The organism is Pleurocapsa sp. FMAR1 (assembly GCF_963665995.1).
In the GTDB taxonomy this organism is placed as follows: Bacteria; Cyanobacteriota; Cyanobacteriia; order Cyanobacteriales; family Xenococcaceae; genus Waterburya.
On sequence record NZ_OY762512.1, the window covers coordinates 1,911,482 to 1,924,919 of the forward strand.

Consider the following 13,438-nt stretch of genomic DNA (forward strand, 5'->3'; position numbering starts at 1 on the left):
CTCTAATATCGAGTCGAGTTAGTTTTTAAAGAATAGCCAGTAGCAGACTTAGGAATATTGATTGCAGGTTTATTGACCGCCACTGCTAACATAACTGCTGAAGAATTAACCGCAGCAGGAGCATCTAATTTTGCCATTTTAAAAGCTGGGCTGATTCCTGGAATTATGCCTGAAATAATAGCAAATAAAGAAGCTGCGATCGCTCCCCCACCCCAAACTAATTTGCGTCTACGACGACGATGATCTACCAGTCGAAAAACTCCTTTGGTAATTTCATCTACAGACTTTTCGCAGGGTGGAGCAATAGATTGCTGCATCTGACTCTGCAAAGTCAGTAACTGAGTATAAACCTGCTTGACTTGAGGATCTCGGTCGAGCAAAGCCTGTACCTGATTCTTTTGGGGAGTAGATAGCTCTCCATCAACATAAGCACTAAGCAATTCAAAATAATCTAGGGCTGAGTCTTCTGTTTTGGAGTCTATTTGCTTAATGTCTGACTCAAAACCTTCAAAATTAGATGTCATTTTAGCATTACCAATACAATATTTTTAGGAATTAAAGTGATGAACAATCTAGGTGCTAAAGAGCCAGCCAAATCAATCTCTCCTAAATATTAATTATTAAAGCTGGTCTACATATCAATTTACTCTTCATCTAGATAGTTTTGCAACACTGACTGAAGTTTAAGTCTGGCTCTGGCGATCCTAGATTTCACCGTGCCTAGAGACACTCCTGTAATTTCAGCAATTTCTTCATAAGCTAGTCCTTCTATTTCTCGCAGGACAATAGTAGTGCGAAAAGTTTCAGGAAGGGCAGCGATCGCTGTTTGCAAATGCTCATAGAACTCTCTAGTAGCCAAATCATCACTAGGACTGGGAGCATCATCAGGCAATTCCCAACTCATTTCGCCGTCTTCGACATAATGGGGAGCATCCAAGGAAAGAGGCTGGCTAACGCGCTTGCGCTTGCGTAGTTCGTCATAAAAAAGGTTAGTAGCAATACGACTAAGCCAACCACGAAACTTGGCTGGATCTTGAAGCCGATGAACATTGCGATAGACTCTAATCCACACCTCTTGAGCCATATCTGCTCGTTCCTGCCAATCTGGAGCTAAGTGATAGAAAAGACGGTTTAAATGAGATTGATATCTGTGCAACAATTCAGCAAATGCAGCTTTGTCGGGCTGTGCATTTGCTTGACAGTAAACAATCAGGTCGTAATTAGAGAGTTTTTCAGGAGACACTAAGCATTTCGTTTTACTCACCTCAGTTTCAGACCAAGATACAGGAAGAGATAAACTCATGAACTTAATTAACCTCAGTATAGAGTTTTAGTATATCTTTCTCAAAGACTGAAAATAAATCACAAAAGTTCCAAGACAATTTTTGACTGAGCTTTTTCTTTGTTTCTTTCCCACAACAATAATTTCAGACGAAGCTTATTCTAATGTTTTTTCACCTAATTAACCAATTTAAAAAAAATTACTGTCTTTTTCGTAGCCAGGGGCATAATCTTTTAATAAACTGCTGAGTTGATTTGCCATATTAGAATTGTTTTTAGGATTAATAGCCTGCCTTTCTGGAAAAAATTCTGGTCGGTCTAAATAGCGATTAATCGCTTCTTTTACCTGCTCTTGAATTAATGTTTGCAATTCTTGTCTTGCTCGTTGACGTTGGTAATTTGCTCCTTCTTCAGTGGTTGCATATAGAGGTGGTAAACGGTTTAGAGCATAGGCAGCAATATCTCCTACATCTAAAGAAGTATCGCTAGTTTGTTCAATCTCAGCAACGCAAGTAATCGCATCGCTCAAGACCAATTCCTCCATTACGTTGATAAACTGTTTGCGAGGGACTGCTACCACTTCTCCCGTCAGCAGCGCGCCCATAAGCTGATCTAAAGCTAAATACTCTTCTACAGATAGTTCCGCTGCCGTGCCACAAATTCTACCTACTTCAGCTTCCATACTGGGAGTAAGATAGCCGTCTTGCATTGCTTGTTCGACAATTGAATTGATTCCCATAATTAAGTAAATGATGATAAATAAAGGTAAATTAAGCCAATCTCCCGCACTATTTTAGTATTTATAGCTAGAAATCGAAAAGGTATTTAGCTTAAAATACGCGGTTTTGCCAAATGTATAGTTCATTCAATGACACCAAACCGCCAAGGTACAGGGTCTACTGCCACCCCGTCAACATATAAACCCCAATGCAGATGAGGTCCAGTAGAAGCTCCAGTTGAGCCAATCGTGCCAATTTGCTGACCAGCTTTGACCATTTCTCCTTCTGCCACATTAATGTCTTGTAAGTGCATAAAGACGCTTAGCACTCCTTGTCCGTGATCGATGCCGACAATATTGCCATGAACGTGAAAACCGTCCTTTTCTCTGCCTACTAGTCTGATTTTTCCTGCTGCGGGGGCAACCACAGGAGAGCCATAGCCACCAGCGTAGTCTACTCCTTTATGATAGTAATCATTAGCAAATACGCCATTATAATAACGACGGACACCAAATCCACTGGAAATCCTCCCAGCGTTGGGACGTTTAAACGATCCCTGCCAATATTTCTGCGGAGTAACTAATTTTTTAAACGCCGTTACCCTGTCTAGTTCTAGTTGAGTTGCTGGACGACCCGCTTCACCACTAAGGGTAATACGCTGTAAGGGAAAAACGCGGCTTTTTAGCCAGACTCCAAGATTGCTGATTTGATTATTTTCTTTGACCTGAAGAGTCATTTTGCCTGGAGAATTTAAAGGAGAAGTAGGGATCAAAGCACGATATTTGCCTTGAACAGGAAATACAGGATAATCTTGTCGATCTACGCTAATACTTGGAGGAGTACCAGGAACATCAGGAGTTACCAGAACTGAAATAGTGTCTCCCTGCTGGGGTGTTTTAGGAGATACCTGGACTTCTAAAGCTTTTGCAGGTAGAGGAATTACCAAGCATAAAACTGTGGTGATGAGTGATAGATTTGGTCGAAAGCGATAAGCCTGACGGCATGACTTTGTTACGCGCATATTACTGGAGATACTGTTTACCTGTAAATAGTATCTCACAGTGTATTCTAGCTTTTAATCAACCACCACTCTAAAGTGTCTAGCAATACAAAACTGAGAATCCTAACTGCCCGAGCTTTAAAATCAGTGGGCAAATTCCCGAAATTGGATAGTAATATTCAATCAGATAATTTTTGCCCACCCTACAGAACTTAATTATTGCAAATTATGATGATGGACTGCCGAAAGGTTACTAGGGTTTTGTAGGATATTAATATTGAACAAATTATTTAACCAATTTTAATAGTTCAAAAGATCTACTTCAATGGGTATTTAAATATTGAGTTTAGAAAATAGATACTTCAACCAACGGCGTTAGTTGAATTCTGCTTTGAAGACAAGCCGAGATAACCAAATATCTGGGCTGGGATAATTCTTTTAAAAAAACTTTATAGATGAGCATTTCTAATTCTGTTGTACGACAGTTGCTGGAAACCTGCACGAGTTGGCGACCACAAATGTATTTTAAGGCTTCTTTGACGGCGTTATCTCACGCTATGGAAGATCTGGTCTTAAATGATTCGGATACGCCTTTAGTGATTGCAAGTTTTCAACGAGAGCGTTTTTATCGTCAAGAATCTCATCGTTATAAACGTATTGCTGATAAAAGCGATCAGGTATATGTTTTAGCAGCCCCAGAAACAGAGTTTGGCGATCGCTCAGAAGACTATGAAACTATTGCCTTTGAACCAACTGATGCCCTAGCTCAAGAATGGCATTTAGTAATTATTGGTCAGCACTATGCTAGCTGTCTAGTTTGTCGCGAAAAAAGCTTTTCAGCTAACGATAAAGAGCGTAATTATGGCGCACCAATCGATGCCAATCGTCGTTTTGAGGGAATATGGACTTTTAATCGCACCGTAACCATAGAAGCAGCAAAAATCATGCTCGATCGCATTGGTATTTATCGCCCAGAATTAGCTGCTAAAATTGCCCTGGCTAATCAAGTATATTTATCGCCCAAAAAAGTAAGGCAGAAAAAGAGCAACATAAATTCACCTTTAACCAATCCAGATCCTTTTGTCCAGAGACTGGTTACCTATCTTCAGGCTAGTCAATATAAGTTATTAAAAGCCAATAAATCTTTAGCAGCCAAACAGCAAAAGGAAATATTATTAAATTCCGTCAGCGATGCTGTAAGGCGATCGCTTCATACTAAGCAAATTTTACAGGTTGCAGTGCAAAAGCTAGGGGAAGGCATTGGCGTATGTCGCTGTATCGTTTACCGTTGTCGCGAAGAGGATGCCACAGCAACGGTAGATCGAGAATTTACTAGTCCAAGAATAAAGTCGGTTAGAGGACAAAAATGGCAGCTAGCCAATAATCCCCTGTTTGAAGAAGCGATCGCCACCAAAGAAACTATTAGCGTTGACAATACTCTAGAAGACGAGCGTTTACATAAAATAGCCGCGGATAAGGGGACGGGAGAATTTTTTCAAAATCTAATTCAAAATTACTCTATTTTCTCTTGGCTATTAGTGCCAATTTTTTATCAGGATAAACTGCTGGGAGTAATGGAGTTACATCACTGTGAAACAGAGCCTATTGCCTGGAAAGCCGATGATATTGCCCTAGTAGATGCGATCGCAACTCAGATAGGAGTAGCTTTAATTCAAGCAGAAGCTTATGCCGATTTAGAAGATCTCAACGAACAATTGGAGGCTTTAGACCGCACTCGTTCTAACCTGGTGGCAATTGTGGGTCACGAGCTACGTACCCCTCTTTCAACCATTCAAGTGTGTCTCGAAAGTTTGGCTAGTGAACCTGATATGCCTCCCGAATTGAGTCAGATTATGCTCGATACCGCCCTTAGTGATGCCGAAAGAATGCGTAATTTAGTCCAAGATTTTCTTACCCTTTCCCGTTTAGAAGGCGGTGGGATAGAGTGGAATTTAGAAACTCTTTCTATTAACGAGTGTATTGATTTAGCAGTAAGTAATGTCAAGGCGCGTAATCACGAATTAGAACTACCTCAAATTAAAAATCTAACTACCCCTAAAGATTTGCCCCTAATACAGATAGATGGGGAATGGCTAGTAGAAGTACTAGTGAAGCTATTAGATAATGCCTGCAAATTTACCCAGGCGGACGGCAAAATTGCGATCGCTGTAAAAACAAACGGCGGTAACACCCTGGAGATTATGATTTCTGACACGGGTAGAGGCATAGAGACTAGCAGCCTAGAAACCGTATTTGACCGTTTTTATCAAGAAGAAGAGTCCCTAAGACGTAGCGCAGGAGGCACGGGTCTGGGTTTGGCTATCTGCCGACAAATTGTCAAAAATTGGGGCGGTAAAATTTGGGCAGAATCACCAGGAAAAGACAAAGGCAGCAAATTTTATTTTACTATTCCCATCAAGGCCACCCGCAACAACTCAGAAAAGTCAACGCAAAAAACAGCTAAATCTAAAGCTAGCAGCCAAAAAAGCAACAAAAAGCCCAAGAAATAACTCGGTGATTCAAAAATGGATGAGAAGGAGGCGAGCTAGCGTTGCTAAAAACTGTAACAGTTTTTGACATACTCACAGTATTGTCCTAAACAGAATGATAGGATGCCGTAAATACCTTTAAATTGAGGATTTTTTTTAACATGGCAGAAGATATGAAGCTTTCAGGTAAAACCCCTAAGTTTGGTGGCAGCACAGGTGGTTTACTAACCAAAGCAGAAGTAGAAGAAAAGTACGCTATTACTTGGACGAGTAGCAAAGAACAAGTATTTGAAATGCCTACTGGTGGCGCAGCAATAATGAACGAAGGTGAAAATCTACTTTATTTAGCGCGTAAAGAACAGTGTTTAGCATTGGGCGCACAGCTACGGACTAAATTTAAGCCCAGAATTCAAGACTATAAAGTCTATCGCATTTTCCCTAGTGGCGAAATTCAATATCTGCACCCCGCAGATGGCGTGTTCCCCGAAAAAGTAAATGAAGGTCGAGAATATAACGGCACGAAAGAACGTAGAATCGGTCAAAATCCTCAACCAGCTACCATTAAATTCTCTGGGAAAACAACCTACGAAGTTTAAAAAAAAGCAGATAAAATCAGGAAGGGCAAAGTATAGATCTATATTTCTAAACTTGTCCTCCTTTTTTTTGACTTAGTTAATTCTTGGTTATTAAGCTTTAAATGTTTATATTCATAGCTATTAATTGGATTTAATCTTACTTGCTACTTGCTACTTGCTACCTCGCGCGTTCCTTAGCTGACGAAACGTCAGCAGGGTCGCTCGTCTACCTGCTACTTTTTCTAATATGATCTTTCCCAACTTCGCTCAATTTACCGAACTAGCACAGCAAGGTAATTTTATACCTGTATATCAAGAATTAGTTGCTGACTTAGAGACTCCCGTGTCCGCTTGGTACAAAGTATGTGCAGGTCAACCCTATAATTTTCTTTTAGAATCTGTAGAAAAAGAAGAAAAACTTGGTCGCTATAGCTTTTTAGGCTGCGATCCGATGTGGGTATTAGAAGCTAGAGGCAACAAAACTATCCAGACTCACCGAGATAATTCGGTTGAAGAGTTTACGGGCAATCCTTTTGAAATTTGCGATCGCTGTTTAACCTCGATTAAACCAGTTAAGCTGCCACAGCTTCCTCCTGGTATTGGCGGTTTATTTGGCGTGTGGGGCTATGAATTGATTAATTGGATTGAACCAAGAGTTCCCGTCAATTCTCCGAGTGAGGATGATTTACCTGATGGAGTTTGGATGCAGGTAGATAATCTAATTATTTTTGACCAGGTTAAACGCAAGATTTGGACAATCTCCTATGCGGACTTACGAGATGCCGATGTTAGCCTAGAACAAGCATATCAGGATGCGAGCGATCGCGTTACTAAATTAATGCTCAAGCTACAGTTACCTCTGCCTATAGAAGCAAAATCTCTTGAATGGAAATCTTTAGATAGTCGCAGTAGTTCTGATTCAAGTTTAGTATACCGTAGCAATATCGATAAGCAAGCCTTCTGTGATAACGTTAGCAGGGCAAAAGATTACATTCGAGCAGGAGATATTTTTCAAGTTGTCTTGTCTCAAAAGCTTTCCACCGTCTATAAAGGTCATCCTTTTAATCTGTATCGCTCTCTACGCCTAATTAACCCTTCTCCCTACATGGGTTACTATCAGTTTGGTGATTGGCAGCTAATTGGTTCATCTCCAGAAGTAATGGTTAAGGCAGATGTGAGAAGCGATGGCAAGATTGAAGCTACCCTTAGACCCATTGCCGGAACTCGCCCCCGTGGCAAAACCAAAGCCCAAGACGAAGCTTATGCTAAAGATCTTTTAGAAGATCCCAAAGAAGTCGCTGAACACATCATGCTAGTAGATTTAGGCAGAAACGATTTAGGTCGTGTCTGTGTTAAAGGCAGCGTTAGCGTTAATGAACTAATGGTAATCGAACGTTATTCTCATGTAATGCACATTGTCAGCAATGTTATTGGTGAGCTTGAACCAGATAAAACAGCCTGGGACTTATTAAAAGCCTGTTTTCCTGCGGGTACAGTCAGTGGCGCGCCCAAGATTCGCGCGATGGAAATTATCAATGAACTTGAATCCGAAAGGCGGGGACCCTATTCTGGAGTTTATGGTTACTATGATTTTGAAGGACAGCTAAATACTGCTATTACTATTCGCACCATGATTGTTCGTCCCTATAAAGAAAATCAGTGTATGGTTTCGGTACAATCAGGGGCAGGAATGGTAGCTGACTCTGTGCCTGAAACTGAATATCAAGAAACTTTAAATAAAGCCAGGGGGTTATTAGAGGCGATTAAAAGCGTTAATTAAAAGATGAGGCTGATTAACTAATAAAACTTTTGAAACACACAATATTTCGTAATTTCTTTGCGTCTCTGCGCCTCTGCGCGAGATAATTAGTTTATAGTCTCAACCTTTACTTAGACTGCTATATGAGCGAAATTTTATACGATGAAGTGCCTTCTATAAATCTAAACGACTTTACTGCTAATAATCCTGAACGCAAGCAAAAGTTTGTCCAAACCTTGGGTGAAGCTTACCAAAATATTGGTTTTGTGGCGGTAAAAAACCATGGCTTATCTAAAGAGTTAACAGCCAGCTTATACAGTGCAGTCGAACAGTTTTTTGCCTTACCAGAAGCTACTAAATTAAACTATGAAATAAAAGGATTAGGAGGGCAAAGAGGATATACTGCTAAAGGCAGAGAACACGCCAAAGGTAGAAATGTTGGAGACTTGAAAGAGTTTTACCACATAGGGCAAGAAATTGCCGCAGCAGATACTAGCTTAGGTTATCCTGCTAATATATTTCCCCAAGAAGTACCTGAATTTGCCACAACGACAGTAGAAGCCTATCGAACTTTAGAAACAGCAGGGTTGAAGATTCTTAGAGCGATCGCAATTTATCTAGAACTAAATGAGTTTTATTTTGATGATAAAGTAAGGTTGGGCAATAGCATTCTCCGTGCTATTCATTACTTTGCCATAGCCAATCCCCAAGAAGTTCCAGATGGCGCAGTTCGTGCAGCAGCCCACGGTGATATTAATCTAATTACTCTGTTGATGGGTGCAAGTACAGAAGGTTTGCAAATATTACGCAAAGATGGCAAATGGATTTGGGTAACCGCCTTACCCGATCAAATAGTAGTCAACGTTGGCGATATGTTAGAACGACTTACCAACAACAAATTAAAATCAACTGTTCATCGAGTAGTCAATCCGCCAAAAGAACTACTGCATACTCCCCGTTACTCCATTCCTTTTTTTATGCACCCAATTTCCCAGATGGATCTTACCTGTCTGACTAACTGCATTGATGAACACAATCCCAAACAATTTGCAGACATTACCGCTGGCGAATTTTTAACTGAGCGTTTGCGAGAAATAGGATTAATAAAATGATTTTTTACTGGACGCGGTTTATATTATGGCAATCGAATCATTGATTAGGACATCCCTTAATTTTTTTGCGCCTCTGCTAGGTCAGCATTCCCTTGCGCCTGACGGCGACGCGGGGTCTGACCTCTTTGCGCGAAATATTATTATAGTCTTAACCTTTACTTCGATTGCTATACCCTAACCAAAACTGACGTTAAGTAGAATAAAGATCGGCATAGCCATCTTCAGAGACAATAAGAGCTAAACAATTAACGTCACGAGCCTTTTCCCCATCAATGTAGCGAATAGCAGAATTATATCTTGCTCCTCTGGCAGAATTCCCATTTTTAGTAGCTTTTCCGTCAAGTATTACTCCAAACGAATGCACAACACCACCAGGGGACATCAAAATTGCGCCATCAATGCTAGATATGTGGGAAATCATTTCTTCGGTAACGGTTACTGCGTCAATTGCAGTGCTTTGAGCAGCTAATCTTTTGGTTTCTTGCTCGGCTTCTGGGGTTATAACTAATATTGTGCCATGGCGTTGTTCTACCGCTGCCTCAACAGCTTTTACTAATCTAGCTACTGTTGTTTTGTTAACTTCAAAAAGCCGATACACATAATTATAAAATTGCTCTTTGTTAAAACGTTCTCTCGGCAATCTTGGTTCTCGATACTTAACCCGCAGCATAATATTTTCAGCATGAGCTAACTCCCAAGTATAGTGTTCGGTAAATCTGATTTCAAATAAATTTTCTAAGCTGGGTTGATACGTATTTAACGGCACTCCAAACCCCCAGACAGTCTCAACATCACACAACAAAGCCATCTGAGCGCTAGAAACTTCGAGCAGTTTTCTGATGCCTCTATAGTCATCAATCATAATTGGCACTTTTAATTTAATCTTAGTTAGAATATCTGGATGATTAGTTGGACAAATTATCAATCTGCCCTTACTAAATGCGCCTTCATAACGTTCAGCAGCTACAGCATTGGCAAAAGATAATAAATCTACGCTATTCCACTGGTTGACGTGAACTTCTACCGATCTGAGCAAACTGGATGCAGCATCTTCGATAACTCGTTTGGGATTAGCTAATAAAAAAGTTTCTTCTGCCGATGGTTTTTGAAGTTCTAATTCGCTTTCTGCCAAAATTCGATAAATTACTGATTCTAGAAAACAACGATCTATTCTGTACTCGCGCATAGAATGTAATTCATGTTCTTTTTTGGTTAATTGATAGTGATGATCGAAGTCTTGCCTCTCAAGTTGAATAACTGTCACGATCCAATGTTCATTTTTTTGAAGGGGAAAACTACAGAAAGAAATTTGTTTTTTTTCTGGATCGTGTTTTTCTAAAATAGATTGAACAGCTTTGCGTAGTGCTTTGGGATAAAGAGAATCTTTATGTACTTGATTTAAATGTGGAGTATCTATAAAAAAGAATTGTTCGGGATCGTTGTTAAATGTATCTTTTGCTAGGTCGAAGACTTGCTTAAATTCATTGGGAGTAAACCCAAAATCTTCTTGCTGAAAGAAAATTTGCTCAACATTTTCAGTGGTAATAGGAACACCGATAATAAAGATATTAAATGTTATTGGCAGCTCTAAAATTTGGAATATACACCCTACAGAGTTTTTAACTGCATTTTGAAAAGCGTCTTGCCATTGACCCATGAATATTAGGATTCGCGTTTGGTTATTTTCCTCAATCAAAAAATTGCCTTTTTTTTAAATCATAGGTGATTGATAAGCTTAATTTTAATAATTCTTGGCAACGTAGCCAAATTTTGTCTGTACCTCATTTTATATTCAGACTAACTATTAGTTATGAGGATTCGATATAGTAGATATCTGAGACGATTGTCCGATCTATTAGGAGATTTAAGTTTTGACCCTTGCCTTTGATAACCTTGTTGATGCCGATATAGCCAAGCCAGCTAGATATTTGGGTAACGAACTTGGTGCAGTACATAAACCCTGGACAGAAGCCGAGGTGCGTTGGGTGCTGACTTATCCTGAAGTCTATGAGGTGGGGGCATCAAATTTAGGTCATATTATTCTTTACAATATAATTAATGCTCAACCGCAACAGTTGTGCGATCGCACTTATCTTCCCGCACCCGATCTTTCAGCAAAGCTGCGCTCGACTAATACTCCCTTATTTGCTCTAGAATCAAAGCGATCGCTTTTAGATTTTGATATTTTAGGCTTTAGTCTCAGCTATGAGTTAGGGGCAACAAACATCTTAGAAATGCTGAGTTTGGCAAATATTCCCTTAACCTGGCAAGAAAGGGATGCAGGAGACTATCCGTTAATTTTTGCAGGGGGACAAACCGCTACATCTAACCCCGAACCTTATGCAGATTTCTTTGACTTTATTGCTTTGGGTGATGGAGAAGAGCTTTTACCCGAAATTGGTCTGGTCATTAAAGAGGCTAAGGCAGCAGGATTGAGTAAAGCAAAGTTATTACTAGATTTGGCGCAAGTTCCTGGGGTATACGTTCCTAGATTCTATAAAATGGCGCAAGATGGCTCAGTTCATCCTACTAACCCTGAAGTACCTAAGCGTATATTACGTCGGGTTGCTACGCCTATTCCTGCCTATTCTATTGGCTTAGTTCCCTTTATTGAAACCGTACACGATCGCCTTACCGTAGAAATAAGAAGAGGCTGTACTCGTGGTTGCCGTTTTTGTCAGCCAGGAATGCTAACTCGCCCTGCCACAGATGTTGAACCAGATAAAGTCGTAGACGCAATTACCAAGGGAATGCGCGCCACTGGCTACAATGAGTTTTCTTTATTATCTCTTAGTTGCTCTGATTATTTAGCTCTTCCAGCAGTAGGAATGGAGATTAAAAATCGCTTGCAAGAGGAGAATATATCCCTGTCTCTTCCAAGCCAAAGAGTTGATCGTTTTGATGACAACATTGCCGATATAATTGGTGGCTTGAGAAAGTCTGGGTTAACCTTTGCCCCCGAAGCTGGCACGCAACGAATGCGAGATGTGGTGAATAAAGGATTAACTAATGAAGAATTACTCAGAGGTATTCAAACCGCTGTTGCCCGTGGCTGGAGTAAGGTCAAACTGTACTTTATGATCGGTTTACCTGGAGAAACTGATGTAGATGTAGCTGGTATTGCTGAAACGGTGCGCTGGTTGCGCCGAGAATGTAGTCAGCTTAGTAGTAAACGCCTTAACTTTAATATTACTATTTCTAACTTTACTCCTAAACCCCATACGCCTTTTCAGTGGCATTCTGTCTCTACCAGTGAGTTTAGACGCAAACAAAATCTATTGCGAGAAGAATTTCGCCGTATCAAAGGTGTAAAAATTAACTACACTGATGTCCGCATCTCGGCAATGGAAGACTTTGTAGGCAGAGGCGATCGCCGTTTAGCCCCTGTAGTTAAACGGGCTTGGGAATTGGGTGCAGGCATGGATTCTTGGTGGGAAAATTTAGATAAAGCTTATGGTGCTTGGTCACAGGCGATCGCTGAAGCGGATTTAACCTGGAAATATCGTCAGGTAGAAGATGGAGAATGGAATATCTTTTTAGATGCCGATACAGCCACCTCTATTGAAGATGCCACTGATGCACCCTTACCCTGGGATCATATCAATACAGGAATAGATAAACAATGGCTAAAAGAAGACTTGCAGAGAGCTTTAGACGCTGCTACTGTGCCTGACTGTGCTTTTGATGGTTGTTCTCACTGTGGCGTTTGCGGAACAGATTTTGGACACAATATTGTCGTTAAGCCCCCAGCTATTCCAAAATTTGCAGGACATTACAAACCAAACCAGCATAAAGAGCAAAAGATCAGAATGTGGTTTGGGAAAGTTGCCGAGATGGGATTAATCAGCCATCTCGATCTAGTGCGTCTATTCGACCGGGCAATTCGTCGCGCTGCTTTACCTATTTCCTTTACAGGCGGATATCATCCAGGACCAAAAATCTCTATTGCCAATGCTTTGTCTTTGGGTATTACCAGCAATGGTGAAATTGTTGATTTTGAACTGACCGAAGACATGGATGTAGAAGAGTTTCGCACTAGGTTAGAGGCACAACTCCCAGATAATCTTCCTATCTACAAAGTAGAAGATATCGATCTCAAGTCTTCAAACGCTAGTCGTTTAATGGATAAAGCAGAATATCTGATTACCGTACAGTCAGAAGAAGATATAGATGCAGCCTGGAGTCAGTGGATTGATGCTATTAAAAACAGTCAAGAAATATTGTGGGAGAAATTCACTAAGTCAGGGAATAAAAAAGTCGTTAATTTATGCGATCGCCTGTTCTCCCTCTCCTTAGAATCTGAAACGGATAATCAAGCAGTAATTCGCTTTACTGGTAGCTGTCGCAACGATGGAACAAACCTCTCGCCAGATAACTTTGTTTATATGTTGGAACAAATAGCAAAGATTGAGTTTCAATTACTTAATGTGCATCGTCAGCAATTGATTTTAAACTAATTAATTTTGGTGGGCATAGAATTAAAGACTTAAATATCTGCGTACT

General features: G+C 40.3%; 10 protein-coding genes. 5 read left to right on the forward strand and 5 right to left on the reverse strand.

Translation table 11 applies throughout. The features are described 5' to 3' along the window. Positions 1–2: 2 nt before the first annotated feature. The 4 genes from SLP02_RS09320 to SLP02_RS09335 all read right to left on the reverse strand — a co-directional run bounded on the left by SLP02_RS09320 (position 3) and on the right by SLP02_RS09335 (position 3,021). Positions 3–524 carry an anti-sigma factor family protein gene (locus tag SLP02_RS09320; protein WP_319420382.1) on the reverse strand — a complete coding sequence of 174 codons (522 nt, stop codon included), beginning with the start codon at positions 522–524 and terminating at the stop codon, positions 3–5. 119 nt (positions 525–643) lie between these two features. After that, on the reverse strand, positions 644–1,303 hold the full coding sequence (locus tag SLP02_RS09325; protein ID WP_319420383.1) for a sigma-70 family RNA polymerase sigma factor: 660 nt from the start codon (positions 1,301–1,303) through the stop codon (positions 644–646). Positions 1,304–1,471: 168 nt separating this feature from the next. Continuing rightward, positions 1,472–2,020, reverse strand: coding sequence for a late competence development ComFB family protein (locus tag SLP02_RS09330; RefSeq protein ID WP_319420384.1), 549 nt, complete (start codon positions 2,018–2,020; stop codon positions 1,472–1,474). 122 nt (positions 2,021–2,142) lie between these two features. Then, positions 2,143–3,021 carry a M23 family metallopeptidase gene (locus tag SLP02_RS09335; RefSeq protein ID WP_413467353.1) on the reverse strand — a complete coding sequence of 293 codons (879 nt, stop codon included), beginning with the start codon at positions 3,019–3,021 and terminating at the stop codon, positions 2,143–2,145. A gap of 434 nt (positions 3,022–3,455) precedes the next feature. On the opposite strand from SLP02_RS09335, the gene SLP02_RS09340 reads away from it, so the two are divergent. The 4 genes from SLP02_RS09340 (at position 3,456) to SLP02_RS09355 (ending at position 8,935) form a co-directional block, all read left to right on the forward strand. After that, positions 3,456–5,510: a DICT sensory domain-containing protein gene (locus SLP02_RS09340; RefSeq protein ID WP_319420386.1), complete on the forward strand. Its 2,055-nt coding sequence runs from the start codon at positions 3,456–3,458 to the stop codon at positions 5,508–5,510. A 140-nt stretch (positions 5,511–5,650) separates the two neighbouring features. After that, positions 5,651–6,085 carry a photosystem I reaction center subunit II PsaD gene (locus SLP02_RS09345; RefSeq protein WP_319420387.1) on the forward strand — a complete coding sequence of 145 codons (435 nt, stop codon included), beginning with the start codon at positions 5,651–5,653 and terminating at the stop codon, positions 6,083–6,085. Positions 6,086–6,311: 226 nt separating this feature from the next. After that, the gene (gene trpE / locus SLP02_RS09350; protein ID WP_319420388.1) at positions 6,312–7,844 is read left to right on the forward strand and encodes an anthranilate synthase component I; all 1,533 of its coding nucleotides are present in this window, start codon (positions 6,312–6,314) and stop codon (positions 7,842–7,844) included. A gap of 122 nt (positions 7,845–7,966) precedes the next feature. Next, complete coding sequence (locus SLP02_RS09355; protein ID WP_319420389.1) at positions 7,967–8,935, forward strand: isopenicillin N synthase family dioxygenase; 969 nt, start codon at positions 7,967–7,969, stop codon at positions 8,933–8,935. A gap of 190 nt (positions 8,936–9,125) precedes the next feature. Here the strand turns inward: SLP02_RS09355 and SLP02_RS09360 are convergent, their stop codons facing one another. Next, entirely contained in the window at positions 9,126–10,592 is a 1,467-nt protein-coding gene (locus SLP02_RS09360) for a DNA integrity scanning protein DisA nucleotide-binding domain protein (protein WP_319420390.1), read from the reverse strand. Between the two features lie 214 nt (positions 10,593–10,806). Between SLP02_RS09360 and SLP02_RS09365 the strand changes: the two genes are divergently transcribed. Beyond that, positions 10,807–13,392 carry a TIGR03960 family B12-binding radical SAM protein gene (locus SLP02_RS09365; protein ID WP_319420391.1) on the forward strand — a complete coding sequence of 862 codons (2,586 nt, stop codon included), beginning with the start codon at positions 10,807–10,809 and terminating at the stop codon, positions 13,390–13,392. Positions 13,393–13,438 lie beyond the last annotated feature (46 nt).

Bases quoted from the DNA above. Each gene is read 5' to 3' on its own strand.
- SLP02_RS09320 (WP_319420382.1), bottom strand. From the start codon at position 524: ATGACATCTAATTTTGAAGGTTTTGAGTCAGACATTAAGCAAATAGAC.
- SLP02_RS09325 (WP_319420383.1), bottom strand. From the start codon at position 1,303: ATGAGTTTATCTCTTCCTGTATCTTGGTCTGAAACTGAGGTGAGTAAA.
- SLP02_RS09330 (WP_319420384.1), bottom strand. From the start codon at position 2,020: ATGGGAATCAATTCAATTGTCGAACAAGCAATGCAAGACGGCTATCTT.
- SLP02_RS09335 (WP_413467353.1), bottom strand. From the start codon at position 3,021: ATGCGCGTAACAAAGTCATGCCGTCAGGCTTATCGCTTTCGACCAAAT.
- SLP02_RS09340 (WP_319420386.1), top strand. From the start codon at position 3,456: ATGAGCATTTCTAATTCTGTTGTACGACAGTTGCTGGAAACCTGCACG.
- SLP02_RS09345 (WP_319420387.1), top strand. From the start codon at position 5,651: ATGGCAGAAGATATGAAGCTTTCAGGTAAAACCCCTAAGTTTGGTGGC.
- trpE (WP_319420388.1), top strand. From the start codon at position 6,312: ATGATCTTTCCCAACTTCGCTCAATTTACCGAACTAGCACAGCAAGGT.
- SLP02_RS09355 (WP_319420389.1), top strand. From the start codon at position 7,967: ATGAGCGAAATTTTATACGATGAAGTGCCTTCTATAAATCTAAACGAC.
- SLP02_RS09360 (WP_319420390.1), bottom strand. From the start codon at position 10,592: ATGGGTCAATGGCAAGACGCTTTTCAAAATGCAGTTAAAAACTCTGTA.